Annotated in this window: 24 protein-coding genes and 1 pseudogene; 2 read left to right on the top strand and 23 right to left on the bottom strand. The window is 54.6% G+C overall.

Features of this window, described 5'->3' with window-relative positions:
• Positions 1–24: 24 nt before the first annotated feature.
• The 5 genes from JNO48_07610 to JNO48_07590 form a co-directional block, all read right to left on the bottom strand.
• Positions 25–348: a DUF4176 domain-containing protein gene (locus tag JNO48_07610; protein QTE67087.1), complete on the bottom strand. Its 324-nt coding sequence runs from the start codon at positions 346–348 to the stop codon at positions 25–27.
• 3 nt (positions 349–351) lie between these two features.
• Positions 352–834 carry an SMI1/KNR4 family protein gene (locus JNO48_07605; protein ID QTE67086.1) on the bottom strand — a complete coding sequence of 161 codons (483 nt, stop codon included), beginning with the start codon at positions 832–834 and terminating at the stop codon, positions 352–354.
• 23 nt (positions 835–857) lie between these two features.
• Positions 858–3365, bottom strand: a complete 2508-nt coding sequence (locus JNO48_07600; protein QTE67085.1) for a hypothetical protein — start codon at positions 3363–3365, stop codon at positions 858–860.
• A gap of 64 nt (positions 3366–3429) precedes the next feature.
• Entirely contained in the window at positions 3430–3702 is a 273-nt protein-coding gene (locus JNO48_07595) for a hypothetical protein (protein QTE67084.1), read from the bottom strand.
• A gap of 24 nt (positions 3703–3726) precedes the next feature.
• On the bottom strand, positions 3727–4176 hold the full coding sequence (locus tag JNO48_07590) for a DUF5082 family protein (protein QTE67083.1): 450 nt from the start codon (positions 4174–4176) through the stop codon (positions 3727–3729).
• A gap of 382 nt (positions 4177–4558) precedes the next feature.
• Between JNO48_07590 and JNO48_07585 the strand changes: the two genes are divergently transcribed.
• Positions 4559–4783: a hypothetical protein gene (locus JNO48_07585; protein QTE67082.1), complete on the top strand. Its 225-nt coding sequence runs from the start codon at positions 4559–4561 to the stop codon at positions 4781–4783.
• Between the two features lie 3 nt (positions 4784–4786).
• Here the strand turns inward: JNO48_07585 and JNO48_07580 are convergent, their stop codons facing one another.
• Positions 4787–5719 (bottom strand): SH3 domain-containing protein, encoded by a 933-nt coding sequence (locus JNO48_07580; GenBank protein QTE67081.1) that lies wholly within the window; start codon positions 5717–5719, stop codon positions 4787–4789.
• A 153-nt stretch (positions 5720–5872) separates the two neighbouring features.
• Here JNO48_07580 and JNO48_07575 point away from each other — a divergent pair, with 153 nt between their 5' ends.
• The gene (locus tag JNO48_07575) at positions 5873–7039 is read left to right on the top strand and encodes a radical SAM protein (protein QTE67080.1); all 1167 of its coding nucleotides are present in this window, start codon (positions 5873–5875) and stop codon (positions 7037–7039) included.
• A gap of 56 nt (positions 7040–7095) precedes the next feature.
• On the opposite strand, the gene JNO48_07570 is transcribed toward JNO48_07575, so the two are convergent.
• The 17 genes and pseudogenes from JNO48_07570 to rfbA form a co-directional block, all read right to left on the bottom strand.
• A complete protein-coding gene (locus JNO48_07570; GenBank protein ID QTE67079.1) occupies positions 7096–7632 on the bottom strand; it encodes a hypothetical protein in 537 nt (178 codons plus the stop codon).
• On the bottom strand, positions 7622–8356 hold the full coding sequence (locus tag JNO48_07565) for a TPM domain-containing protein (GenBank protein QTE67078.1): 735 nt from the start codon (positions 8354–8356) through the stop codon (positions 7622–7624). Before JNO48_07565 ends, JNO48_07570 begins: the two co-directional genes overlap by 11 nt.
• The gene (locus JNO48_07560) at positions 8349–9920 is read right to left on the bottom strand and encodes a hypothetical protein (GenBank protein ID QTE67077.1); all 1572 of its coding nucleotides are present in this window, start codon (positions 9918–9920) and stop codon (positions 8349–8351) included. The genes JNO48_07565 and JNO48_07560 overlap by 8 nt, the downstream gene beginning before the upstream one ends.
• Before the next feature lie 75 nt (positions 9921–9995).
• The gene (locus tag JNO48_07555) at positions 9996–11270 is read right to left on the bottom strand and encodes an ATP-binding protein (protein QTE67076.1); all 1275 of its coding nucleotides are present in this window, start codon (positions 11268–11270) and stop codon (positions 9996–9998) included.
• A gap of 218 nt (positions 11271–11488) precedes the next feature.
• The gene (locus tag JNO48_07550) at positions 11489–11914 is read right to left on the bottom strand and encodes a GtrA family protein (protein QTE67075.1); all 426 of its coding nucleotides are present in this window, start codon (positions 11912–11914) and stop codon (positions 11489–11491) included.
• A 4-nt stretch (positions 11915–11918) separates the two neighbouring features.
• Entirely contained in the window at positions 11919–13082 is a 1164-nt protein-coding gene (locus JNO48_07545) for a glycosyltransferase family 4 protein (protein QTE67074.1), read from the bottom strand.
• Between the two features lie 147 nt (positions 13083–13229).
• Positions 13230–14516 carry a glycosyltransferase family 4 protein gene (locus JNO48_07540; GenBank protein QTE69710.1) on the bottom strand — a complete coding sequence of 429 codons (1287 nt, stop codon included), beginning with the start codon at positions 14514–14516 and terminating at the stop codon, positions 13230–13232.
• A 9-nt stretch (positions 14517–14525) separates the two neighbouring features.
• Positions 14526–15569 (bottom strand): annotated as a pseudogene (locus JNO48_07535) (glycosyltransferase family 4 protein).
• A 36-nt stretch (positions 15570–15605) separates the two neighbouring features.
• Positions 15606–16037, bottom strand: a complete 432-nt coding sequence (locus JNO48_07530; GenBank protein QTE67073.1) for a hypothetical protein — start codon at positions 16035–16037, stop codon at positions 15606–15608.
• Positions 16034–17278: a hypothetical protein gene (locus JNO48_07525; GenBank protein ID QTE67072.1), complete on the bottom strand. Its 1245-nt coding sequence runs from the start codon at positions 17276–17278 to the stop codon at positions 16034–16036. Before JNO48_07525 ends, JNO48_07530 begins: the two co-directional genes overlap by 4 nt.
• Before the next feature lie 23 nt (positions 17279–17301).
• Entirely contained in the window at positions 17302–18555 is a 1254-nt protein-coding gene (locus JNO48_07520) for an ABC transporter ATP-binding protein (GenBank protein QTE69709.1), read from the bottom strand.
• A 26-nt stretch (positions 18556–18581) separates the two neighbouring features.
• A complete protein-coding gene (locus tag JNO48_07515) occupies positions 18582–19358 on the bottom strand; it encodes an ABC transporter permease (GenBank protein QTE69708.1) in 777 nt (258 codons plus the stop codon).
• 34 nt (positions 19359–19392) lie between these two features.
• Positions 19393–20319, bottom strand: a complete 927-nt coding sequence (locus JNO48_07510) for a GDP-mannose 4,6-dehydratase (protein ID QTE67071.1) — start codon at positions 20317–20319, stop codon at positions 19393–19395.
• Complete coding sequence (gene gmd, locus JNO48_07505) at positions 20316–21362, bottom strand: GDP-mannose 4,6-dehydratase (GenBank protein ID QTE67070.1); 1047 nt, start codon at positions 21360–21362, stop codon at positions 20316–20318. The genes JNO48_07510 and gmd overlap by 4 nt, the downstream gene beginning before the upstream one ends.
• 49 nt (positions 21363–21411) lie before the next feature.
• The gene (locus JNO48_07500; protein QTE67069.1) at positions 21412–22488 is read right to left on the bottom strand and encodes a mannose-1-phosphate guanylyltransferase; all 1077 of its coding nucleotides are present in this window, start codon (positions 22486–22488) and stop codon (positions 21412–21414) included.
• Between the two features lie 121 nt (positions 22489–22609).
• Entirely contained in the window at positions 22610–23176 is a 567-nt protein-coding gene (rfbC, locus tag JNO48_07495; GenBank protein ID QTE67068.1) for a dTDP-4-dehydrorhamnose 3,5-epimerase, read from the bottom strand.
• The gene (gene rfbA / locus JNO48_07490) at positions 23176–24060 is read right to left on the bottom strand and encodes a glucose-1-phosphate thymidylyltransferase RfbA (protein QTE67067.1); all 885 of its coding nucleotides are present in this window, start codon (positions 24058–24060) and stop codon (positions 23176–23178) included. The genes rfbC and rfbA overlap by 1 nt, the downstream gene beginning before the upstream one ends.
• Between the last annotated feature and the right edge of the window lie 21 nt (positions 24061–24081).

Raw genomic sequence — 24081 nt, 5'->3', positions numbered from 1 at the left:
CGGAGAAGGGCACCGACTGCCCGCTCATTCTCCCAGTGCTTTCCACTCTTCCGGGGAAATCCGTTTCAGTCCCGGGTTCTCGGCAATATATTTCTCCAGATTGTCATCCACAATGTCGCTTTCCTCATCCATATAACCGTAGGACACTACCTTGGATACTCCATCTCCGTTAAAATAAATTACCTGGTCCCCGGTCAGGCCCTGGGGAAACAGTACTGCAGAGTAATCAAAGAAGTACGTCTCCTCACCGCGTTTGACATTCAGGCCGCGGCCGATGATCATGACCTTCTGAACGCCGCCATCCAGCAGTACGATACTTCCCAGGGGTAAAAACTTTGCCTGTTTCATGTTTCATCTCTCCTTATCAATTGTTGCAATATCAAATAATGTATCATCATCCTGCTCCCCGCAGGAACGATTCATTGCTTCCAGGAATATATCCATTCCTGTGCAGATGTACTGGAACTCATCAATCGCGTCATAAAATGAACAGCAAATGATCTGGGAATCTTTATGGAAATAGAATATTCCGCATACAGGATTTGATGCAAACGGAATCAGTCCCGCAGAGAGGTATTGATCCTCCTCTGCAAGTTGAATCTGGTCTTCCAGGTCAAGCGATCCCTTATTCACAGGAATAATTTCCGTAACCAGGATCGTCTGGTCATCCCGTTTCATGCGGCAGGTCTGGATATCGCACCCATTCAGCAGCAGATAATAATCCCGCAATACCTGTGGAAACCTGAAATTATACCTTTTCTCCAGGTTGTCCAGATCCGTTGCATCAATCGGAATCAAGCCGTGAAGCGGTTTTTTGATAAATTCATATTTCAACTGTCTCACCTCCGCCTGGCATTTCACAGGCTCATATCATACCGCGCAGGACGCTCTCCGCTTGAATACTTTTCCTCCTGGATTTCATCCGGCCGGAGATTGTTCCGGATCGATTTTGCTCCACTCCTCTTCATGCTGTCCGCGCTCGAATCTTCCTGATATTTCTCTGCCATTCCTTCTGACCAGCCGTTCTTGCTTGCAATGTCAGCCTGGTCCCGGCCGCCGGCATGATGGATATGGCCATGTGAATCCTGTGTGACCAGTTCTCCTGTCAGTTCTCCCGTCCTGACATCAAAATCTCCCCGATGGTGCATGGTTACGCGGGTTTCAACGCCGGTTTCCGGATTCCGGATATAGATATTCCCGCTTTCCCTGTCAATATAGGAATTATGCTCATCCAGTTTTCCACTCTCGACCATCGCGTCGTACATTCTGCAGTTGTCTTCAATACGGTCCGCCGCTTTATCCCCCGTATTTGCGGGTTTGAATTTCACAGTCAGTTTTTCACCATTCTCATTTTTATGGATAATATTATTGGAGCGCAGGTTCACTTCCGTTTCCGAGCCGTCTTTGTTAATCCTGGTTACTCTTCCTGTCTCCTCATCCAGTTTATATTGATTTTTGTCAATCAGCCCCTTCTCTTCCATCTCATGGTAGAGTTGGGTATTTTTCTCGCCCTGATCCGTTGAATGATAATCCGGCTGGATCTCTACCATCTGATTCGTATTGGGATCCTTTGCCCAGATTTTTCCGGTCTTGTCATCATAGACAGCGCTTTCATCCAGATAGCCATTCTCCTGCAGGCGCTTAAAGGTTTCTTCATTCTTGTATTTCTTGCTGCTGATCTTCCCTGCGTCTTCAACCAAATATACTTCCTCGCCATCCTCAAAGACGGGTTCCCCGATTGCTTCCCCCTCTTTAACGCCAATCATGCCTTTTTTTCTGGCACGTTCTTCAACGCCTTCCTTTGGCTGCTTTGCCCTGACCTCATCATTGGTCTTTTTCTGCAGCTGGTCCATCTTCCAGTCTTTATAGCCAAGTCCGATTTCTGTCGCAGCGCCGGCGCCGAAGTCAATCATGAGATCCCTGGGATTCGTTGAAGTTCTCCACGCTTCTCCCATGTCCCCCGTACTCAGATATGCGGAAGAAAACCGGCCGGCAACCCCGGAAGTCAGATCGCTTACACCGCCGGCTACGCCATCCTTAAACGCACGCTCCAGCAGGGAATCGTCCATGCTCCTCGGCGCGATTCCTTTCATCAGGTCCTTGGTTGCCGTAGACGTAATGCCGCTTACAGATCCTGAGACAAAATTGGTGCCCAGCTTCTTGGGATCAAAAACCTGATCCAGGTGTTCAAGCGGATTTTCTCCATTGCCGATCATTTCTATTGTATCAGCGGCAATGCCTGAAAGGACTTTTTTACCGCCTCCGACAACTCCCTGAATCGCAAGTTTGCCCAATTCGCTTGTTACGCCTTTTGTCAGTTGTTTCCCGATTTCCCCGGCGCCGCATCCGATTGCGGAAGTAACTGCACCTGTTGCGCCGCCGACCGCAGCGTCCTTGAATACTGTTCCCCAATTCGGTTTCCCGGGACATGCCGGCGTACCGACCGTCTGATCCCAGTAGCTGTTCCATCCTGCCGAAACAGCCCCGGTAATTGCACCGGTCGCTACCATAACAAGAGGTGCCGCAGCTCCTCCTGTCGCAACTGTAACCGCTACAGAAGCAACCACGCAAAGAACCTGCATGAAGAATTTCGCTTTATTGGCTTCTTCCAGGCGTTTTTCGTAAAGCGCCTGAAGCATTTCGCCCTTTGATTCCTGGGCGATCCGAATCTGCTCTTCGTTGGCCTCGATTTCGTCATACAGTTCATTGTATGTTCTGACCATTTCCCGGTAAGCCTGGTTTTGCATCATCGCTTCCGGGGTGTATTTGGATATATCCTGGTTAATCTGATCCTGCAGCATTGCGATAACCGCTTTTATCGAACCCTGCAGCTTTTCAATCGCTTCTCCCGCGTATTTGGCTTCCATGGCTTTGATATCATCATTGATATCAGAAACCCTGGTATAAAGCTTCCTCAGTTCCTTTTCAAACTGTTCTGTTGTCTCATAGGGGATATGCTCAATATGGCGGATCGAATTCAATGCTTGCCGGACACTGTAATCCATATCCTGTACCGGGCCCCTGCGACTGGCAAGCCCTTCGGAAAAGCCTTCCATTTCAGTTTCCCGGACCAAAGCTTCTTCGGTTCCGTCTCCGCCGTCAATCTGTAGGAACGCGTTATTATAGCAGGCGATTGCCGCATCCAGATCGTATACATTTGTTTTCAGATCATTTATAATCATGGGATAGATGTCTTTGAGATAATTTTTGATATTGGTTGCACCTTTTCCCGTGATATTTTTGCTCTCAGAAAACTTCTGGGCTCTTTCCAGTATAATATCCAGCCCGTCATCCCATACCGGTTTCTGGGCATTCATCTCATATATCAATGACTGTAACGCTTTATGATCAAACAGATAACCCAATCCCGTCAGCCTCCTCGCTGCAATCCGGTATACGCAGGGGTATCAATCCGGTATGTACAAACTGTTATTTACTGCTCTCAGCGTCTGCTTCCTCAATCCGGTTCGCCAGTTCCATTATTCTGTCGCTGTTCCGTTCAATCAGCTGCTGCAGCAGTTCCATCGCTCTCTGCAAATCCCGTCCGCATTCGACCAGGGCACGGCCGGCTTCCATCCCGCCCAGCCCGTCACCAGTCAGCTGACAGCCATCTCCTACGAGCGTGGAACCTCCCGCGCGGAAAACAGACATCTCCAGGATTAATGAAATCTTGTTAAGGAAAATCATATCAGACAGACTCATAATATAGCCTTCCTTTCGGTTCTGTTAATTCCACAGGTTTTCCAGCCATGTCTTTGCGCTGTTCCAGAGGTTTTTGGCAGTACCCCATATTCCTTCCTGGCTGTTGATCTGGCTCTGGATGTCATTAATTGCCCAGTTCAGTTTATCCAGCGCTTTATTGATTGGCTGATTGCTGTGCCGGACATAAAAGTCACAGAATTTCACAGCATCACCTTTATAGACCTTGTCATACTGGACGCCTTTCCACTGTTTGATTGTTTTCATATCCGAATTGTTGACATAAGACATCATTCTCTGAAAATTGGAGTTTTCCCTTACGAGGACTGCTTTGGCTTTTTCCAGCTGGGCTTTTTGCGCACGTAAATCCCGGATCCTGTTTTCAGCATCTATCATCCGTTCATACTGGTAATCCCGTTCTCTTTTCTTCGCGTTGATTTCACTGTCAGAAGGCTCATATTTATTGTTGTCCGCCAATGCCCTTCATTCCTTTCCGCCGGTATTCATTCCCGTCATCTGATTATCCGGCATCCGTGTACAATAAAGCCGATATAGTGGAACATAAAGAGACAAAAGAAAAACCTGTTCTGAAACTCTAAAAATTATCTTACTACACAACGTATTGAGCGTCAAGCAATCAATCTTTGGAAACAGTTCATTGGACAGAACTAATGCTTAAGCTTTTTTGTCTTTAGAAATGACAATTCCCTTATGCGGGGATCATTCCGGATCAGCACACAGACAGGCTTCCGAAAAAAGATTTCATTTCCTCCGTTTTTCTTTTATAATGACAGTGTTATGTATTTCATCCGGTTACCTTTCATGGCCGGATGAATTATCTGAAAAGGATTGATTGTTTATGGAACGAACCCTGAAAATCCTCGCGTCCCTGTTCTGGATCATCGGCCTGGTCGTCTCCATCGTCGGGCTGAACATCAAGACCGATACCGGCCGCTGGATGTCTGTCGCCGGTAACATCACCTTCCTGGTCGGCCTGGCGCTGCAGGGTGTGGTGTGGGCGCTGGCGGCCCGCAGCAAAAAAAGCCCTGCCGAAGCAGGGCCTAAGGACGAGGAAACCAAATAACCGTTATTCGAAAACGATGAATTCCTTTTTCAGGTAGCAGCTGTGGCCTTCCACCTCCACCTGTGCCCAGTCCCCTTCAATCCCGAGGACTGTGACCGGTGTTCCGATTTTGTATTCCTCCTGCTGCTTGCCGTTGGGTTTGTTGCGTACATGCACCGTGACCGTTCCCTTGGTCTTGCCGGCCCGGGTGGCAATCACGCCGGCCTGGTACTCCTGCTTCCCGTTGGCATAGAAGGTGAGGTAGTTGGTGGCGACATAGCCCCGGATACCCTTGTAGTCCACAAAGGTCCAGCGCTTGCCGGTGGCGAGGACCCGCAGGATCTGGCCTGTCGGGATCTTGTCCATCACGAGGCTCTTGCTGTCCTTCTTGGAGTGCAGCTTCGCGTTGCCGCTCTGCTTGACGACCGCGATCACCTTGTCCTCCGGCGCCTCGGTCTCCCACCGCAGGGAGGTCGTGTCCACCAGGATGTTCTGCCCGTTCAGGCTGATCATACTGCGGCCCAGGCCGATGTACGCCACGGGAACCTCAATCTCGCTGCCTTCCGCATCGGTATAGAACGTCGGCGTATAGGAGCCGTTGACAGAAGCGGCCTTGGCCATGCCGGAAAACCAGCCCTGCTCATGCTCGGCCGCACGCTGCTCATCCGTTTTCACCGTCATCACCTGGCCGGACTCCAGCGTGATGCTGCCGTCCGGATTCTGGATGATATCCTTCTCATTGGTGATGATCGTCATGCTGCCGTCCGAATTCCGGACCGTCTTGGTCGCAGCGTCCTCATCGATAATGGATACCGTCTGCCCGTCCTTGGTGGTATAGGTTCCCTTGTTGTAATCCCATACGCCGCCGTCGTCGTCGTATTCCACGCCGCCGCTGGCCAGGGCGCTGACGCCCAGGCAAAGTGCCAGTACGAATACCAGGATCCCGGTACGCTTCATGCTTCGCTCTCCTTCTCCAATGCCCGTCCTCCGGCAGTGCTTCCGGAAACAAAAACCCGGAAATCCACCCGGACATTCCACGAACATTGTGCCATATATCGTCCGTCTTGTCAATGAAATTGTAACAATTCCGCAACATATAGGAGGATGCCCATGAAAATCTCCAAGCAGGACGCCCTGAACTGGTTCCGCTTTTTCGCCGAACTTCCGCCGGAGGAGCCCCTCGGCTGCCGCCAGACGGAAATCGCCCTGGCGGTGTTCAGCCAGATTGAAACCGCGGTGGATGCCCGGCGGCTGGAAACCCTGAAATCCATTCCCGGCCTGAAGGCCGTCCTTCCCGGTCATCCGGAAGGCATCCCGTGGGATCCGTCCCTGCCGGCGTGCACCCTGTATGTGGGCGACGCCGGCCGTTTCCCGGCCGGCTGCCGCAGCTGCCTGCTGGGCACCGGGCTTTCCGCCGTGCGCAAGACCAACCGCTGCAACGCGGCCTGCCCCTTCTGCTATGACTACGGCTGCCTGGACGCCATCCCGCCCATCGGGGAAGGCCTGTGGGAAATCGGCGGCGGCCGCTACCGGGAGGAGGACCTGCCGCTGCTCTTCTCCCTGCAGAAGAAGCCCACCGGCGTTGCGTACGTCTACCTGGAGCCCTTCATGGAAATCGAGAAGTACTACGGCGTCATCCGCCGCTTCCATGAGGCCGGCATCCACCAGCACATGTACACCAATGGTCTCAACGCCAACACGGAGAACCTGAAGGCCCTGGGCGAAGCCGGCCTGGACGAGCTCCGTTTCAATCTCGGCGCTTCCAACTGCAATGACAGAGTCATCGACGCCATGGCGGAAGCGAAAAAGTATATCCCGCAGGTCGGCATCGAAACCCCGATGACCCGGGAGTTCAAAGAGCAGTTCGCGAAGAAAAAACAAAAGATCCTCGCCACGGGGATCGACTTTATGAACTGCGCCGAGCTCCACCTGAACGAAAACAACCTCGGCAACTACTTCGGCGAAAACATGTATTACTGCCGCATGGGCTACATGAGCCCCGTGTTCTCCCGGGACATCTCCCTGGAGATGCTGAAGGCCGCCGCCGAAGAGCAGTGGCCCATCGCCGTGCACGACTGCTCCAACCACACGAAGTTTGCCCGGGACCTGAACCTCCGGGCCAAGGAAGGGGGATGGTTCGGCCAGAGCAGCTACGGCCCCGAATTCGATTCCATCCCCTATGAAGCGTTCCTCCCTGTCCTGGAGGATCCGGATTTCACCTTTGTGGAGGAGGAACCCCTTCCCCCGGGCTACCGTCCCGGCGATATCGTGCTGTAATACAACTCCAGCAAAAACAAGAACCCGCTTCCAAACGGAAGCGGGTTCTTCATTCCTTATTCCTTTCCCGTTTCTTCGGGACCGGGTGTCTTTTTCACGTCCTCCAGCGCCACCCAGGTGTGGCACTCGTTGCCCCGGAAGGTGAAGTCCACCCGGGCGCGTTCCTTCCGGTAATCGATCCGGGTGACTTTTCCCCGGTTTCCGGCGAACAGCGGATCGTCCAGCGTAACATCCTCGCCGATCTTCACCATGCGCATCCCGCCGACGATGCCGTCCTTTTCCAGCAGCTCCAGGGCAAACTCCCGGTCGGAGCCCTGCAGCTCGTAGTTTTCATCCGCCTGCCCGACCTTCCGGATCACCCCGTCGATTCCGAAGAACACGGAATAGTCCGTCAGCGGCTCCTCGGAAAACGCAAACACGTATCCCGGCAGGAAATCCGCGTACTTCCGGATATTCTCGCCCTTCACGCGCTGCCGCTGCAGGATGCGGGGCGAAAACGCCCGCGCCATTCCCTTCACTTCCAGTACCCGGGCAATCTTCTCACACCGCTGCGTCCGGCAGAACAGGCAGTATGCATACAGGTCAGAAGCCATGGCCGCCGCCTCCGCCGCCGCCACCACCGCCTCCGCCGCCACCGCCGGAGCCGCCGCCGGAAGAGGAAGAGTGATGGACTGTGCGCGTCAGTTTTTTCGCGACCACCGCCGTACCGGCCCCAGCCGCCATCACCGTGATGATGCCCGGGAGGCTGATCTCGGTTTCCTTTTCCATCCGCGCGTAAATCAGCAGGTACGCCAGCAGGATCGCGACCGCCACCGCCACCAGCGCGTTGGTCGCGTAGCGCATGGGCGAAGCCACCTCAAAGCCTTCCAGCGTCTGCCGGATCTGCCGGAATGTTTCCTTCGCGCAGTCCGCATACTGGCCGCGGGTGGCCAGCTTATACACATTGTCCGTAATGGTGTTCGCCTTGGCGGTTGATACCACCCGGTGGATCCGTTCAGATGAGTAGATTTCCATCCACCGCTGGTTCATGTCAATCACAAACACCGTAAAATCCGCATTCCCGAACTGCTTTCTTCCCCAGGCCTTCGCCTGTTCCTGCGCGCTCATGTCGGTATGCCGGCTGGTCGTATAAAGACCCGCGTTGCAGTACTGCGCCACGGTTTCCATCTCCGTGCGCACTTCCGCCTCTTCCGCCTCGCTCAGCAGGTTGGCGGAGTCCTCAATCACCACCTGCCAGGCCGTTTCGTCCGCCGCGGCGAAGGAAACGGAGGCCAGCGCCAGCAGGACAGCCAGCAGAATCGCAAATCCCTTACGCAAGGTCCTCACCTCCCGTATGGCTTGTAAACTGCGGAAGCGGGTTCGAGCAGCTGCGGTTATAGACCCGCAGCAAATCGATGCATTCCCAGATGACCGCCGCCATGATTCCCACCGTGACCAGGTAATACGCCCGGTCATCGCTGTGGAACGGATCCAGGATCAGCAGCACGCACCCAATGGCCATCGCGATCAGCGCCGCGATGCTGCCCCAGGGCAGCGAGCTCCGTTTCTTCCCGCTTCCCAGCGTCACCGCCGCCATCGCGGCGGTCAGCACAAGCGCCGCAATCTTATACACTTTGATGTTCCCGATGCTGCTCATCAGGTACATGCCGACCGCCAGCGCGACGCCCGCCCCGATGACCCCCAGGGAACCCAGCGTAGCGTACATCGATCCGTTCTCGGCCTTTTTCGCCAGCTTCGTGGTCTGCTTCACCTGCTCCAGGATATCATCCACTTTCTTCCCGGCGGCTTCCTTCCGGTTCTCCCGGTTAAACACCGTCCTCCGGCGCCCGTTCACCGCGAACTGCGCGCCCACCGCCAGCAGCATAGCAACCACCATGGCCATTTCCGGCCGCAGCGTCAGGAACATATTGAAGATCACAAACAGCAGCACTGCCAGCACCGCGGTCACCAGGGCGAACCGCGGGATGTCCAGCGGCCGGTCCGCCCACATATCCCCGGTAACGCCGTTCTGCACCGCGTACAGCACACGGCCCTTGCTCTTCATGCTCATGAACCATACCGGTACCAGCGTATCCCCGGTGTACTCCGCCTTGGCCAGCTTCAGCAGCTGCTTCTGACTGGCCGTCGGCTGGTAGGTCAGGCCGTCGTTCAGGTCAGCCATGGTATCCTCCAGGCCTTTCCGGACCGCCTCGCTCCGGGCATAGGGAATATACGCGTTCGGAGAAGTGTCCGCCACATCCGCGTAGAACCCGCTCAGGTAGGCCGGGGAGAAGGGCATGAAGTCCTTCTGCTCCACATGTGAAATCTTCTCGGAAAGCTCATCCGGCATTTCCTTGGACGCGTCATGCAGGATGCCCTCGTACTGGTGGTTCAGCTCCACTTCCGTCTTGTAGTAATACGTCGTGTTGCCTTTGGTTTCATTCCCCTCCAGCTCGACTGTGCCTTTGACCCAGGCATTGTAGGTATGGTACGGCACATAGATTCCCCGGAAGCTTTCCGGTTTGATGTCCCGCTTCAGCGTATGGTCCACGCAGAAGCTGTGCTTCAGCATATCCTGGTACTTTTCAAAGCACTGCTCCCGCGTGATCTGGAACGGCGCCACCTTTTCCGGTGCCTCAACCTCTGTTTTCTTTTTCTGCTCGAGCATCACGGACGATCCGCAGTAGCTGCAGAACGCCGCGGCCGCGGCGTTCACTGCATGGATCTGCGCCCCGCAGGTCGGGCACGAAAGCACATCCGCGGAAAAGCTGCTTCCCGCCTGCCGGGCCTCCAGCTCATCCGCCTCAATAATCGACATCGTCCGCTCGCACCGCCCGCACTTCAGCTGCTGGCCCGCGATATCGAACGTCATCTGCGACCCGCATCCCGGACAACTGTACATTCCTGTTCCTCCTGATTCTCTAAAATTCCGGTTGATTTATCGTTCTCCATTACCTAGATAAAGACCTTTCTGTATTCACACTGTAATTAGATTCTTCTGCAAAAGGAAATCAATTATATTGCAGTGAATAATCCCCTTTTCGTCTGTCATGATTCCGGGAATATCAGACCGAATCATGATTTTCCGGAAGAAGTCGGCAGGAAGCCGAAGAGAATCTTCTTCCGCCGTCTCTTTTTTACCTTCAGGAATCTGCCATGCAGACTGGATATACATCCGCCCATTCCCGCTGTTGACTACAAAATCAATTTCCTTTTGTTTGTTTTGTCCGTTTCTGCGGTCGGTTACCACTCCGACATCCACAGCATATCCGCGGCGCAGAAGCTCGATATAAATGAGGTTCTCCATCATATGGCCGGGATCAATCTGCCGGAAACTCAGGCGGGCATTCCGAAGGCCCACATCTGTGAAATAATACTTATTCGGAAAATCAAAGTATGATTTCCCTTTTATGTCATAACGTTTCGCTTCATAAATCAGGAAAGCTTCTTTCATATATCCGAGATAAGCGCTGATGGTATTGGAACTGATGTTTGCATGCCGCATACTGTTCAGCGAATTGGTAATATTCGTTGGATTGGTCAGGGAACTGATGGACGACCCCAGAAAATCCAGCATATCTTCCAGCACATCCCGGCGTTCGATCCCATTGTGCTCAATGATATCCTTTACATAGACTTCCCGAAACAGGGAAGCAAGATAATCCTGCTGCTGCCTGTCCGTTTTCAAGTTCAGCAGATAAGGCATTCCGCCATAAACCAGATAATGATCAAAATTATCGCGCCGGTCTCCACCGACGGCCTGATGATACTCCGCAAAGGAAAGCGGCCAGACATAAACAATAGATGCCCTGCCCCTGAATTGTGTGGCAATATCGCTTGACAGCATTTTCGAATTGCTGCCGGTCACATATACATCCAGGTTCGGATAGCCCTTCAGTTCGTTAAGCATATCATAGATTGTTATTTCATAGCCCGGATTGTCCGGATCTTCTACCGGATATGCAAACTGAACCTCATCGATGAACAGATAGAATTGTTCTTTTGTTCCCTGAAGCCGGATACTGATTGCATCAGCCAATGTGATGGGATTCCTGTACTTTGCGTCTTTACGCTGGTCCAGTTCAATCTGGATGATATGATCTTCCGGAACACCTGTTGTCAACAGATATTGATGGAACAAATCAAATAAAAGCACAGATTTACCACATCTGCGAATGCCGGTAATTACTTTTACCTGGCCATCCCACATATAATCCTTCAGTCGTTCAAGATACTGATCCCGGGAAACCATGAAAATCACCCCATTGAGCAATCACGACGATAGCGTCGCAACTTTTCAATGACATCATACACTCCATGATGATTTGTGTCAACCGCCAAATTGAGCAGTAACGACGTTAGCGATGAATATTTGCAATATTGTCAATGAGATCTTTTTCTAATGAGTGGGAGCCAATTGGGAATATTAAGAGATATTAAATTGCAGAAATTACTGAAAGCCCCTTTGAATCACTTTAATTTCTTCAGGATATACCGCTTCGTAATGTAATTCCACACCATTACGATCAGCGTTGCCAGAACCTTGTTCACCATATACATGGTCACCGTAAACGAGAATACCGTAAAGACCACGGTGTCCTCCCCGAAGATGACCCGGAACAGCCACATCAGGCCTTCATTCAGGAACAGCCCCATGACGCTGGAAACAAAAAACGCAATCCGCGCCCTGTTTCCCTGCTTACCGGCATCCGGGAACACCCATTTCACACAGAACAGGTAGTTCACGATCACCGATACCGTAAAGGCAATCGGTGTGGCCACCAGCGTATCCAGCCCGCAGGTATCCCGCAGCAGCACCAGCAGGGCAAACTCGATCAGGAAGCATACCCCGCCGGACACCGCAAACCGGATGATCTCCTTCATTTTCTGGTTCATCAGATCAATGTCCTGTCTTTTTGTGTTTCCCCATAATCTCCTGCATCCGTTCCCGGATCATTTCAGAGGATTTCTCCACGCTCAGGTATTCCCGGATATATTCCTGTCCGGCCCGGGCCATCTGCTTCCTGTAAGCCGCGTCATCCTTCAGCTTTTTAAGGTATTCCGCCGCCTGGTGTACATCCGCGTCCGCCCATGTCAGGCCGGTGTTGTCAAACTGATACGCATCGCCGACCGGCACCATATCATATCCCACCATGCATGCGGCATCTTCCGGCATAAACTCCGTGTTCGCGGACCAGTTAGTTGCCACTACGGGAACGCCCAGGTTCATGGCCTCCGCCATCACCAGGCCGAATCCTTCGCTGCGGTGCAGGCTGATATACACATCGCACAGCTGAATCAGCCGGTTCATCTGCTTCCGGTCCAGCCGTTCCGTCATCAGGATATAGCTGTTCGGGTTGCCGGCAACCTCCCGGATATGGGCGATCTCTTCTTCCTTCGGATTGTTGATCTTGATCACCATCCGGGCATCTCCCGGTTTATCGCCGAAGGCTTCCCGGAATGCCCGGATCGCAGCGTCCGGATTTTTCCTGGAAGCATAGCTGTTGGAGTCATAAGCCAGCAGTACCAGGAATGTGTCATCCGGCAGATGGAAACCCTCGCGCGAAAGCGGTACTGTCGGGGTCAGGATGCCGTACGGAATCCGGTAAACCGGTTTCTGGGTCACCTTCCGGATCGCCTTTGCCACAAACTCCGACGGTGCCCAGACTTCATCCACCTGTTCAAATATCGGCAGCCAGTGGTCGGGAACCCGCTCCAACTCCCACAGGAATACACCGATGTTGTAATGGCGGTCAAAGTGGCTCCTGGGGAACATCCCCACCGCTTCCATCCACTGGTCAGGATTGATGTGGATGATATTGACCGCGTACTTGTTGTCATCCGTAAGCCGGTCGTCAAACGAAGTGTCTTTTTGCGGAAGCCATCCGAGGAAGTCCGTGTTCACGAAACAATGCGGAATGCCCGCCTGTTCAATCGCGTTCGCATACAGCTTTACGCCTTGCGCCAATCCGTTCTCCGCCCGGAAGAACCCATACAGGTTGATCCCCTCCGGAAACTCCCCGGCTTTATAGGGAGCCGGCTTTCCGGTTTTCGAGGACAGCACTTTCAGAATGCTCCGGCTTAATGCGTGTTTCAGTTTTTCCGGCAGAATTCTTTTATACCAATGATCCCGAAAGGAATAATTGCGTATTCTGGTTTTCAGCCGGTTTATCACCGTTCCGAAATCCATTTTTTCATCGCCTCCGCGCTCTTAAGAAGAAAACCGTTCAATGTATTCCAGGTATTTGTTCACAATCACATCCCAGACAAAGTGGCTGCGAACATATTCCCCGCCGTTTTTCCCCATCTGGTTTCCGACCTCCGGATGGGACAGCAGGTACCGGATGCACTCCTCAAACTCACCATAGCTCTCATAGTAAAGCCCGCCGTTTGCCTGCTGCACAAAATCCTTTGTCACAGCGCACTGCCCGTTCACCAGGACCGGCCGGCCGGCCAGCCAGCTTTCCATAATCACAATGCTGAAGCTCTCCATCTGGCTGGGATTGCAGAACATCTCCGCCGCGGCGTACGCGTCATACTTGTCCTGGATATCCACAAATCCCAGGTCGATAATGCTTTCGTTATACGGAATGTCGATATCCCCGCCGCCGATCAGGATCAGCTTCATATCGTTATCATTCCGCCGTTTGTAGGTAATGAAATTGCGGATCAGCACGTCCACCCGTTTTCCGGCATCCTTCCGGCCGGCATACAGGATGAACGGGGAACTGATCCCGAATTTCTGCCGGAAACGCTCCCCGTCTCCTTTCCAGGAGGCGTCCATTCCCAGGCCGAAGGTGACAAAGCTGTCCCCCTTCACGCCATACAGCCGTTCCGCCAGCAACCGCTCGGGTTCCGCGTTGAAGATCATGCCCTTCACTTTGGAGAACGCCTCACGGAAGCATTCCATATATGCGTACCGCTCATCATGCAGGCAGGGAATCAGGATGGATTTTTCCGGATGAAGCTGGCATCCGTAATATACCGGGCCAAACATGTACGGGATAAAGAAGAACAGTCCGTATTCATCGCCATGGTCCCGGATGTAGTCCATCAGGTCCGGGCTGTTGATCATTTCCTCACAGAACGTCTTCTCTTCCTTCGGGGTCAGCGCGATATCATTCATCAGTTTCAGGTTTACCCGGTCAAACGCCTGGACATCCCGCTGCCGGACCCGGAAGCGGCGGACCGCGATGCCGTACTCTTCCGTCAGTCCAGGTTCGTGGAAGTCCCGGTTCCAGTCATCCTGGAAACTCTTTACGCAGGTGGTCAGCACTTCCAGGCTGACTCCGGCATCCGCCAGGTGATGGACAACACCCCGGAGCTCCGCTTCCGCGCCGCCGCCGATTTTTTCTCCATACCACGGAATAATAAATCCGATTTTCTTTCCGCCCCGGCTTTCCGCTTTTCGCTCCGGTACCGCAGCCGGCGTTTCGTTTTCCGGGATTTCGGCCGGCTGAACGCCTTCGCCGGTCTGGGAGCCGATTGCCTTCCCCATCAGTTCCAGGAACAGATGACCGACCTTCTCCGCCTGCAGGCTGTCCAGGATTTCCTTCTGTCCCGCGGCTACCGAAGCCTTCAGCTGCTCATCATGAATAACTTTGTCAATCGCGGCAGCCGCTACGGCCGGATCCCGGCTGTCCAGCAGCACTCCGCCCTTGCCCAGGGTATAGGGAATTGCCGTGCAGTTATAGGCAACGATTGGTTTGCCAAAGTACATCGCTTCGATCAGCGGGACGCAGAATCCCTCATGATCGCTCATGCACACAAACGCATCCGCCAGGTGGTAATACGCCAGGATCTCATCAAAGCGGATATGCCCCGGGAAGATTACCCGGTCTCCGATCCCCAGCACTTCCGCGTACTGTTTCAGGCGCTGCTCATAGCTTTCAAATCCGCCCGCGTTGCCCACCAGGAACAGCCTGGTTTTCGGATTGTAATCTTTCTGGTAGCTGTAGAAAGCCCGGATCACATCCTCCTGCCTTTTGTTTGGGGATATCCGGCCCACGAACAGCAGGTTGGTCCATTCGTCACTTTTATACTTCCGGATAGTTCCCGGATTCGGCTGCTGATCATAATCCGCAAAGGGAATCAGGATGGGGCAGACGTCGATCGGGCATTTATATCCCATCTCCCGCAGGTTCTGCTTGTTGTATTCGGAATCGGCAATGCAGTATTCCACCTTGTCCGCCAGGAACCGGATTCCGGCATAGCCGAATTCCATATTCTTTTCCGCTTCTGTGTTATAGCCATGGAAATAGGACGGCGGCGTAATATTGTGGTAAATCATGATCTTGTGTCCGCCGTATTTGGGCAGGTCATAATTGATCTGCGTTCCGGTGGACGCATGGTAAACCAGCACGTCATCCGCACCCAGTTCCGGCATGGCGGTCAGCTCTTTCGCCGTTCCGGCCGGAAGGCGCGCGTCAATCGCTTCCGCGTAAAGCTCCGTGTCATATCCCGCTTTTTTCAGCAGGCTTTTAATCGCCCGGGCATCATTGCTGACCGCGTCCCCAAATGCGACCACCGGAATCAACTGTATTACTTTCATGGTTGGCCATTCCTTCCGTGTAAGATCCTGTCTGCCTTATTTTCTTTCCAGCTTTTCCAGCCTTGCCTCCAGCAGCCGGATCTGTTCCTGCTGCCGGTCCACTTCCGCAGCGGTCTCTTCAATCCCGGCCCGCAGGTTTCCGTTGGTTTCCGTAACGCGCTGGGCCAGCGGGAACAGCACGCAGCGGGCAATTTTACTCATCAGCCGTTTATAAATCCGGAAAGGAAGCCTTTTCTCCGTAATCGGGTATACCCACGGAACCAGCCAGCTTCCGATCCGCCGCAGCACACGATCCTTCAGCGGGCCTTCCCCGCCTGCGGGAGCAGGCGAAGCCGCAGTTTCCGCCGCCGGCATGGGAATCTCATCAAAAGAAAGGATCGATTCATATTCACCGTGTTCCCGGACCCGTTCCCGGATTTCATCCATGATTTTCTCAGTATCCACCGTGATGGTATTCTCTTCTGTCATGTTTCCTCTTCCCCTTTTCCGCATGTACCCGGCAGGGTCGATAAGAACAGCCTGCCCGAACCCGGAGCCTGTGTTACCCGGATGGATTCATATCCGCTTTCATACGGGAAGGTAACCGCCATTTCCCCTGTACCGGTAAATGGGATGTCCTTTTCAAATCCTTTCCCGTCGGAAATATGCACCGCCGCGCTTTCTCCGCCTTCCACCCCGTACAGGAACCTCCATTCGGCACAGCCCAGGAGGATCGTTCCGGTCTCTTTTTCCAGCCAGTAACCCGGCTGCACAATTCCGGGAAACATCGCTTTTTCTGACCAGCCGTCCGTGAACAGCACACCCCGGTTCCGGGCCAGTGCCCGGATCACCGCCGCGCCGGGACCTTCCCCGGCCTCCTGCCCGGCCAGTGTTCCGATCTGCTTTGCCGGAACCCCGCCGAAAATCGTATTGGCCGGTACTTCCGTCCCCGGAACGACAACCGCCCCGGCCGCAATCACCGCGTTATCCCCGATGGTGCACGGCCCGAGGATCGTACAGCCGGAGGCCATCCATACGCCGTTCCCGATGACAATGTCGTATCCCTCGGTCTCCTCCGCGTCCCGCCGCAGGAAACCCGTCAGTTCGGGATCATGGCTCCCGGCCAGGAGGCTCACCCGCGATCCGGCAAATGAATATTCGCCGATCGTAATGGTACCCGAATTGGTATTGAAAAGGCAGGAATCCACCGCCGCGGTTTTGGCCGCCCGGATCCGGTCCGGATTTCCCCATACGGTCGGCTGGATGCTCATCTCCCGGTTCAGCACCCGCAGCAGTTCCGGATTCCGGATCATCCAGTCACCGGTCCGGATGCTCCGGAGTTCATTTTCCGCCTGGTCCAGGCGCTTATCCGTTCCGTTCTGCCGGTCACTGGCCAGGTTCAGGCGGTCGTTGTCCGCCCGCAGGGCATGCTCTGCTTCGTCCAGCCGTTTGTCCGTCCCGTTCTGCCGGTCATTGGCCAGGTTCAGGCGGTCGTTGTCCGCCCGCAGGGCGTGCTCCGCTTCGTCCAGCCGCTTGTCAGCCCCGTTCTGCCGGTCATTGGCCAGGTTCAGCCGGTCATTCGCCTCATTCAGCCGGTCCCCCTGCTCCTGCAGCGTCCGGTTCATATCCTCCAGCTGCTGTGCGGCATGGTCCATCCGCGCGGACAGCCGTTCCAGGATATCCGGGGCATTTCTGATTGTGCTGATGATCCTGCGCAGTTTTCCCGCCATATGCCGTCCGCCGCTCCTTTCCGTTACTGAACGTCCCAGTGGTGCGGGAGATAGATCACGCCCGGGGTCTGGATCTTGTCCGAAATGTAGATTGTACAGATCTCCCGCCAGAAATCATAGTCAAACCCATCCGGCCGGTGCAGGGCCAGGTCAATGGTATACTCCCCGTTTGCTACCGGCAGGCAGTCCATTTCCAGCCGGATCGTCCCGGCCTCCCGGAGCGTAACCGTCCTGGACGTGTCGATCAGCGTATTGGTCCCGTAGATATATGTCTGGTCGCTCCGGTAGATTGCAAGGCCTGCCACCGCGTTTTCAAAAACCTTATCGGCTGTATAGTCAATCCGGACCGTAATCGGTTCACTGGGTGAAAAATGCCGGTGGGGTTTTCCGTCCCTGCCCAATACTTCCACATTGGTCATGCGGGCTTCGCCGCTTCCCCAGCGTTTTTTCTCCGCCGGTTCGGTTTCTTCCGGCTTCTGCGGGGCGGCAGCCTCCGGGCCGGCTTCCGCAGCCGGTTCCTCTTTGGCGCCTTCCGGTTCCGGGGGCATATTCTTCCGGGCCATATACTCCATGTAATGTGGATGAACGTCCCGCGGGGCGCCTTCCATCCGGATCACCCCGTCATTGATCCAGATGCTCCGCTCGCAGATCTGTTCAATCTGTCCCAGGGAATGGGATACGATCACAATCGTGGTTCCCCTGGCCTTGATTTCCTGGAGTTTCTTGAAGCACTTTGCCTGGAAGGCTGCGTCTCCCACCGCCAGGATCTCGTCGATCAGCAGGATATCCGCGTCCACATTGATCGCGACGGCAAACGCCAGCCGCATATACATACCCGAGGAATAGGTCCGTACCGGATTGTCAATAAACTCTCCCAGCTCCGAGAAGGAAATAATCTCCTCCAGCCGGTTGTCAATTTCTTTCCGTTTCAGGCCGAAAATGGACGCGTTTGTGTAGATGTTTTCCCGCCCGCTCAGGTCCGGATGGAATCCGGCGCCCAGCTCAATCAGGCTGGAGACCCGGCCGACCATGGTGATTTCCCCTTCGTCGGGATACAGGATCTTTGTCAGCATCTTCAGGGTGGTGCTCTTTCCGCATCCGTTTTCCCCGATCAGACCGACTGCTTCTCCCTTCCGGACCTGGAAGGAAACGCCCTTCAGCACCCAGTGATCCTCATGCCTCCGCCGGTTCCGGAACAGGATCCGGTCCTTCAGCGTATTCCCCTTGTCGTAGTAGATTTTATATTTCTTCCGGATGTTCCGTACGTCAATCACAATCTGATCCGGTTTCTGCTCCACCACTTTTACATCACCTCCGAAAAGCGGCGTTTCATCCTGCCGAAGATCAGGAACCCGGCAGCCAGGAAAACCATCCCCATCAGGAAGATCATCCCCAACGTCCCCAGCCGGGGCACCGTTCCGCTGTACATAATATCCCGGTATGCGGTGATGATCCCGGTCATGGGATTCAGCATGAATATCGGACGAAGCCGCTCCGGAACATTGGAAATGTCATACATGATCGGCGTCAGGAACATCCAGGCCATGGATACAATCCCGAGGATATGCTCCAGGTCGCGGAAGTAGACATTGATCGAGCACATGATCATCGTGATGCCCAGCGCAAAAACGTACTCGATAATCATCACCAGCGGCAGGCACAGCAGCCCGGGAATGCTGAACTGCACACCGGAAATAATGCACACGGCAAAAACGACGATTTCACAGTACAGCATGTTCACAAATGAGCTGGTGACATAGGAAATCGGCACAACCTCCCTGGGGAAATAGATCTTGTTCACCAATGACTGCTGGAGGATGATGCAGTTGGATCCCCCCGTAAGGCAGGAGGAGAAGAAATTCCAGGGAATCAGCGCCACAAACAGGTACAGGTAGAATTTCTCAATCCCGGACCGGAGAATCACGGAAAAAACCACCGTATATACCAGCAGCTGGCAAAGCGGAACAATAAACGTCCACAGGAAGCCCAGGACGCTTGCCTGGTACCGTCCCCGAAGGTCTTTGTGCACCAGCGACTGAATCATCGTCCGGTATTCCCAGATCTCTTTCAGTGTCTGAATCATACTGTTTTCCTGTGCTCCGTTTCCTGTTTTCTCACGCGTTCAATCCGCGGTAGTATTCCAGCGTATCCGTCAGGATCCGCTCCATCGGGAGTTCCGGTTCCCAGCCTGTATCCCGGGTCAGCTTGCTGTGGTCACAGCAGATTACCGGTGTATCGCTCGGCCGCAGCCGGGAGGGATCCTGCCGCACCGGCACCTCGCATTTTGCCATTGAGATCAGGCTGTCCAGCACTTCCTGCGCGCTGTATGTTTTCCCGGATCCCACGTTGTAAATCTCCCCGGGCTGCCCTTTCTCGGCAATCAGCCGGTAAGCCCGGACCACGTCCCGCACATGGGTAAAGTCGCGCCTTGCCGTCAGGTTTCCCACCAGCAGGCAGTCGCTTTCCCCGCGCTCAATCCGGACAATTCCGGACGCGAAATCGGGAATCATAAACCCGGTGCGCTGTCCCGCTCCGCCGTGGTTGAAAGACCGCGTCATGCAGATCCGCAGCCCGTAGGCCTTTGCGTACAGCTTTGCCATTTCCTCCTGGGCACGCTTGGATACCGCGTACGGAGACTGGGGCCGCATCCCGGTTTCTTCCGAAACGCTGGCTCCGGCCTCCCCCAGGTTTCCGTACTGGTCCGAAGAGCCCACCATCAGGATCGCCGCCTGTTTCCCTTTCACAGCACGAACAGCCTCCATCACGTTGATGGCGGCTGTTACGTTCATCTGCATCGTTGCCTGCGGCTGTTTCCATGACTTCCCGACATCCGCCTGGGCAGCCAGGTGGAAGATCACATCCGGCTGTTCCGCGCTGACCAGTTCCCGTACATTCCCTTCATCCAGAAGATTGATGGAATGCACCCCCGGCCCGGAAACAATATCTGCCCGGATGATCTCATATCCGTTACTGGCCAGCTCCGCCTGCAGGTATTTCCCCACAAAGCCTTCGCTGCCGGTGATCAGCGCTTTCCCGCTCATTTTCCGGCCTCCGCCTGTGCCTTCTCCGCTTTTGCCAGTTTCAGGTCATGCTCCGCCATGATGGCGCACAGCTCTTCATAGCTCGTCTTCTGCGGATTCCATCCAAGCTTGGTCCGGGCTTTGGTCGGGTCGCCCCAGAGGTTGACCACGTCGGTCGGCCGGTACCATTTTTCGTTGACGCAGACGACCATCTTCCCGGTCTTTTTGTCATATCCCTTTTCGTTGATTCCTTCGCCCTTCCACTCGATCTCGATTCCGTCATGGGCAAAGGCCAGCGTGGTAAATTCCCGCACCGTATGCTGCACACCGGTCGCGATTACGTAGTCATCCGGCTCGTCCTGCTGCAGGATCAGCCACATGCACTCCACGTAATCCTTCGCGTAGCCCCAGTCACGCAGGGAATCCAGGTTGCCCAGCTCCAGGTGGTCCTGCAGCCCGCAGGCAATCCGGCCGGCCGCGCGGGTAATCTTCCGGGTTACGAAGGTTTCTCCCCGGCGCTCGCTCTCATGGTTGAACAGGATGCCGTTGCAGGCAAAGATTCCGTACGCGTCCCGGTACTGACGGATCATCCAGAAGCCGTACTGCTTGGCTACCGCATACGGGGAGTACGGATGGAAGGGGGTTTTTTCGTTCTGCGGCACTTCCTCCACCTTTCCGTACAGTTCGGAAGTGGACGCCTGGTAAACCCGGCAGGTTTTGTCCAGCCCGGCATTGTGCACCGCTTCCAGGATCCGCAGCACACCCAGCGCGTCAACGTCGCCTGTGTATTCCGCCGCTTCAAACGAAACCTGTACATGGCTCTGGGCCGCCAGGTTGTAAATTTCATCCGGCTTCACTTTCAGCACGATCTTGCTGATGCTGGATGAATCGGAAAGGTCTCCTTCGTGGATCACCAGCCGGTCGATAATATGGTCAATCCGGCTGGTTGTCGGCACCGAGGAGCGGCGGATGATGCCATGCACCTCATATCCCTTGTCCAGCAGCAGCTCCGCCAGATAGCTTCCGTCCTGTCCGGTAATTCCCGTAATCAGCGCCTTTTTCATTTCAAATACCCTCTTTTCCTTATGTCATCCGAATGATATGGTTATTCCTTTACAGCAGCTCCGTGCGGTTAACCGCCCGGAGGATTTCCAGCACTTTCCGGATTTCGCCGGCGCTGTCCTTCGCGCAGACCAGCAGCGCATCCTTGGTATCCACAATGATGGTATCCTCCAGGCCGACCATGGCAATGGTCTTGTCGCCTCCCTGCACAATGCAGCGGGTGGAATCCACCGTCACCACGTCGCCCTTGATCACGTTTCCCATATCGTTGCTGGGATTAATCCGGCCCACCGCCAGCCAGCTGCCCACATCGTCCCAGCCGAAGCTCGCGGGCAGGACGTAGACTTCCTTTGCCCGTTCCATCACGCCGTAGTCAATGGAAATCGGCTCCATCCGGCTGAAGCAATCCTCAAGCACCGCTTCCTCCTGCTCCGTACCGATGGCCTCTTCGATTTTTGTCAGCAGGGCATAGTTGTCCGGAAGGAATGTTTCCATCTCCCGCAGCACGGTCGATGCCTTCCAGATGAACATTCCGCTGTTCCACAGGTATTCGCCGCTTGCCAGGTACTTCTTGGCCGTTTCCATGTCCGGCTTCTCAACAAAGCACTTCACCCGGAACACGCCGTGGAATACGCCGGAACCTTCCGTGTCATACTGGATATAGCCGTATCCGGTATCCGGAACCGTCGGCGCGATTCCCAGGGTTACCAGCGCGCTGGTCTCTTCCGCCACGCTGATCGCGCTTTTCAGCACATTGCGGAAAATATGCGGCTGCAGGATCAGATGGTCGCTGGGGAGAACCAGCATCATGGCGTCCCCATATTTCTTCCGGATCGCTGCTGCGCCCCAGCCGATGCACGGCGCCGTATTTTTCGCCACCGGCTCGCAGAGGATGTTCTCTTCCGGCAGTTCCGGAAGCTGCTCCTGAACCAGGCCCTTGTACGCCCGGTTGGTCACAATATAGATATCCTCAATCTGAACCATCGGGAGAATGCGGTCCACAGTACTTTGGATCATGGTACGGTCAGAGTTGGTCAGGCAGAGGAATTGCTTGGGCGTGTTTTTCCTGCTTTTGGGCCAGAACCGTTCGCCACGGCCTCCGGCCATGATCAGCGCTGTCGTTCTCATAATGCTTCTTCTCCTTGTAATAATAATGAAAGTATATCATATAACAATATGAAACTCAAGAAATGCAAGGCCCTCCGGGCACTTGTGCGGGGGCAAACCAAACAGGGATCATCGTACTTCCTTACCGGATCTCCCCGTACACGAAATTGCAGTCACTGTCCTTCAGCAGGGGGGCTGTCCGATCCTTTTGGCTGAGCGCCTCTTCCACAACTTCGCCCCAGTCGACCCCGATTTCAGGATCATCAAACCGGATCCCCCGGTCGTGCTCCGCACTGTACAGATTGTCCACCTTATAGCAGATCTCGGTATTATCCTCCAGGGTGACAAATCCATGCCCGAATCCCTTCGGGATCATGATCATTCGCTTGTTTTCCGCCGAAAGTTCAACCGAAATCCACTGTTTGTATGTCGGGCTGCCTTTCCGCAGGTCAACCGTCACGTCCAGGATTGCGCCGCGGATCACCCGGAGCATTTTGGCCTGGGCCATCGGCTCATTCTGGAAATGGATTCCCCGCAGGGTCCCTTTCCTCGCCGAAAAGCTTTGGTTATCCTGCACGAATGTATACTGCAGGCCGAGCTCTTCAAAATCCCGGGTGCTCCAGGTTTCCATAAAGTATCCCCTCTGGTCGCCGATCACCCGCGGTTCAATAATGCATACCCCTTCGAGCTTTGTGTCAATCCTGTTCATCAGTACAAAATCTTCCCTTCCGCCGCAGCCTTCAGGTGCGCCCCGTACGGGCTTTTCCCGTATCTTTCCGCGCTCTTCATCAGTTCGCTGCGGTCAATCCATCCGTTAATAAACGCAATTTCTTCCGGGGCTGAAATCACAACGCTCTGCCGCTTCTGGATCATCTGTACAAAATCCGCGGCTTCCACCAGGCTGTCCATCGTTCCCGTATCCAGCCATGCAAACCCGCGTCCCAGCAGCTGCACATCCAGCAGCTGATCCTTCAGGTACATCTCGTTCAGCGTGGTAATCTCCAGCTCGCCCCGCGCGGAAGGTTTTATCTCCTTCGCCCGTTCCGATACCCCGGCCGGATAGAAATACAGTCCTGTCACCGCGTAGTTGCTCTTCGGCGCCGCCGGTTTTTCCTCAATGCTGAGCACCTTGCCCTTTTCGTCAAACTCCACCACGCCAAACCGTTCGGGATCGGACACATTGTACCCGAATACCGTCGCCCTTCCGCTTTCCGCGTTCGCAACCGCATTCTTCAGCATGGTCCGGAATCCGTTGCCATAGAAAATATTATCGCCAAGCACCATTGCCCCGGCTTCTCCGCTCAGGAATTCTTCACCGAGAATAAAGGCCTGCGCCAGTCCGTCCGGGCTCGGCTGCACCTTGTACTGCAGGTGCACGCCAAATTCGCTTCCATCCCGCAGCAGAGCTTCGAACCGGGGAGTGTCTCCCGGTGTGGAAATGATCAGGATATCCCGGATTCCCGCCAGCATCAGTGTGCTGAGCGGATAAAAGATCATCGGCTTATCGTATACAGGCAGCAGCTGTTTGGAAGTTACCATCGTCAGCGGGTACAGCCGGGTCCCCGCGCCGCCGGCCAGAATAATCCCTTTCATCCTGTTTCATCCTCCCTTTCC

This window comes from Clostridiales bacterium, from assembly GCA_017569285.1.
Classification (GTDB): Bacteria; Bacillota; Clostridia; order Christensenellales; family Aristaeellaceae; genus Aristaeella.
The sequence above is the reverse complement of the archived record's forward strand: the minus strand, read 5'-3'. Positions and strand labels throughout refer to the sequence as shown.

What these genes read in the sequence shown, in the direction of transcription:
- JNO48_07585 (QTE67082.1), top strand. Translation starts at nt 4,559, where the DNA reads ATGGAACGAACCCTGAAAATCCTCGCGTCCCTGTTCTGGATCATCGGC.
- JNO48_07500 (QTE67069.1), bottom strand. Translation starts at nt 22,488, where the DNA reads ATGAGAACGACAGCGCTGATCATGGCCGGAGGCCGTGGCGAACGGTTC.
- JNO48_07540 (QTE69710.1), bottom strand. Translation starts at nt 14,516, where the DNA reads ATGGGGAAGGCAATCGGCTCCCAGACCGGCGAAGGCGTTCAGCCGGCC.
- JNO48_07555 (QTE67076.1), bottom strand. Translation starts at nt 11,270, where the DNA reads ATGGTTTCCCGGGATCAGTATCTTGAACGACTGAAGGATTATATGTGG.
- gmd (QTE67070.1), bottom strand. Translation starts at nt 21,362, where the DNA reads ATGAAAAAGGCGCTGATTACGGGAATTACCGGACAGGACGGAAGCTAT.
- JNO48_07610 (QTE67087.1), bottom strand. Translation starts at nt 348, where the DNA reads ATGAAACAGGCAAAGTTTTTACCCCTGGGAAGTATCGTACTGCTGGAT.
- JNO48_07530 (QTE67073.1), bottom strand. Translation starts at nt 16,037, where the DNA reads ATGACAGAAGAGAATACCATCACGGTGGATACTGAGAAAATCATGGAT.
- JNO48_07595 (QTE67084.1), bottom strand. Translation starts at nt 3,702, where the DNA reads ATGAGTCTGTCTGATATGATTTTCCTTAACAAGATTTCATTAATCCTG.
- JNO48_07525 (QTE67072.1), bottom strand. Translation starts at nt 17,278, where the DNA reads ATGGCGGGAAAACTGCGCAGGATCATCAGCACAATCAGAAATGCCCCG.
- JNO48_07560 (QTE67077.1), bottom strand. Translation starts at nt 9,920, where the DNA reads ATGTACAGTTGTCCGGGATGCGGGTCGCAGATGACGTTCGATATCGCG.
- JNO48_07550 (QTE67075.1), bottom strand. Translation starts at nt 11,914, where the DNA reads ATGAACCAGAAAATGAAGGAGATCATCCGGTTTGCGGTGTCCGGCGGG.
- JNO48_07570 (QTE67079.1), bottom strand. Translation starts at nt 7,632, where the DNA reads ATGGCTTCTGACCTGTATGCATACTGCCTGTTCTGCCGGACGCAGCGG.
- JNO48_07580 (QTE67081.1), bottom strand. Translation starts at nt 5,719, where the DNA reads ATGAAGCGTACCGGGATCCTGGTATTCGTACTGGCACTTTGCCTGGGC.
- rfbC (QTE67068.1), bottom strand. Translation starts at nt 23,176, where the DNA reads ATGAACAGGATTGACACAAAGCTCGAAGGGGTATGCATTATTGAACCG.
- JNO48_07575 (QTE67080.1), top strand. Translation starts at nt 5,873, where the DNA reads ATGAAAATCTCCAAGCAGGACGCCCTGAACTGGTTCCGCTTTTTCGCC.
- JNO48_07510 (QTE67071.1), bottom strand. Translation starts at nt 20,319, where the DNA reads ATGAGCGGGAAAGCGCTGATCACCGGCAGCGAAGGCTTTGTGGGGAAA.
- rfbA (QTE67067.1), bottom strand. Translation starts at nt 24,060, where the DNA reads ATGAAAGGGATTATTCTGGCCGGCGGCGCGGGGACCCGGCTGTACCCG.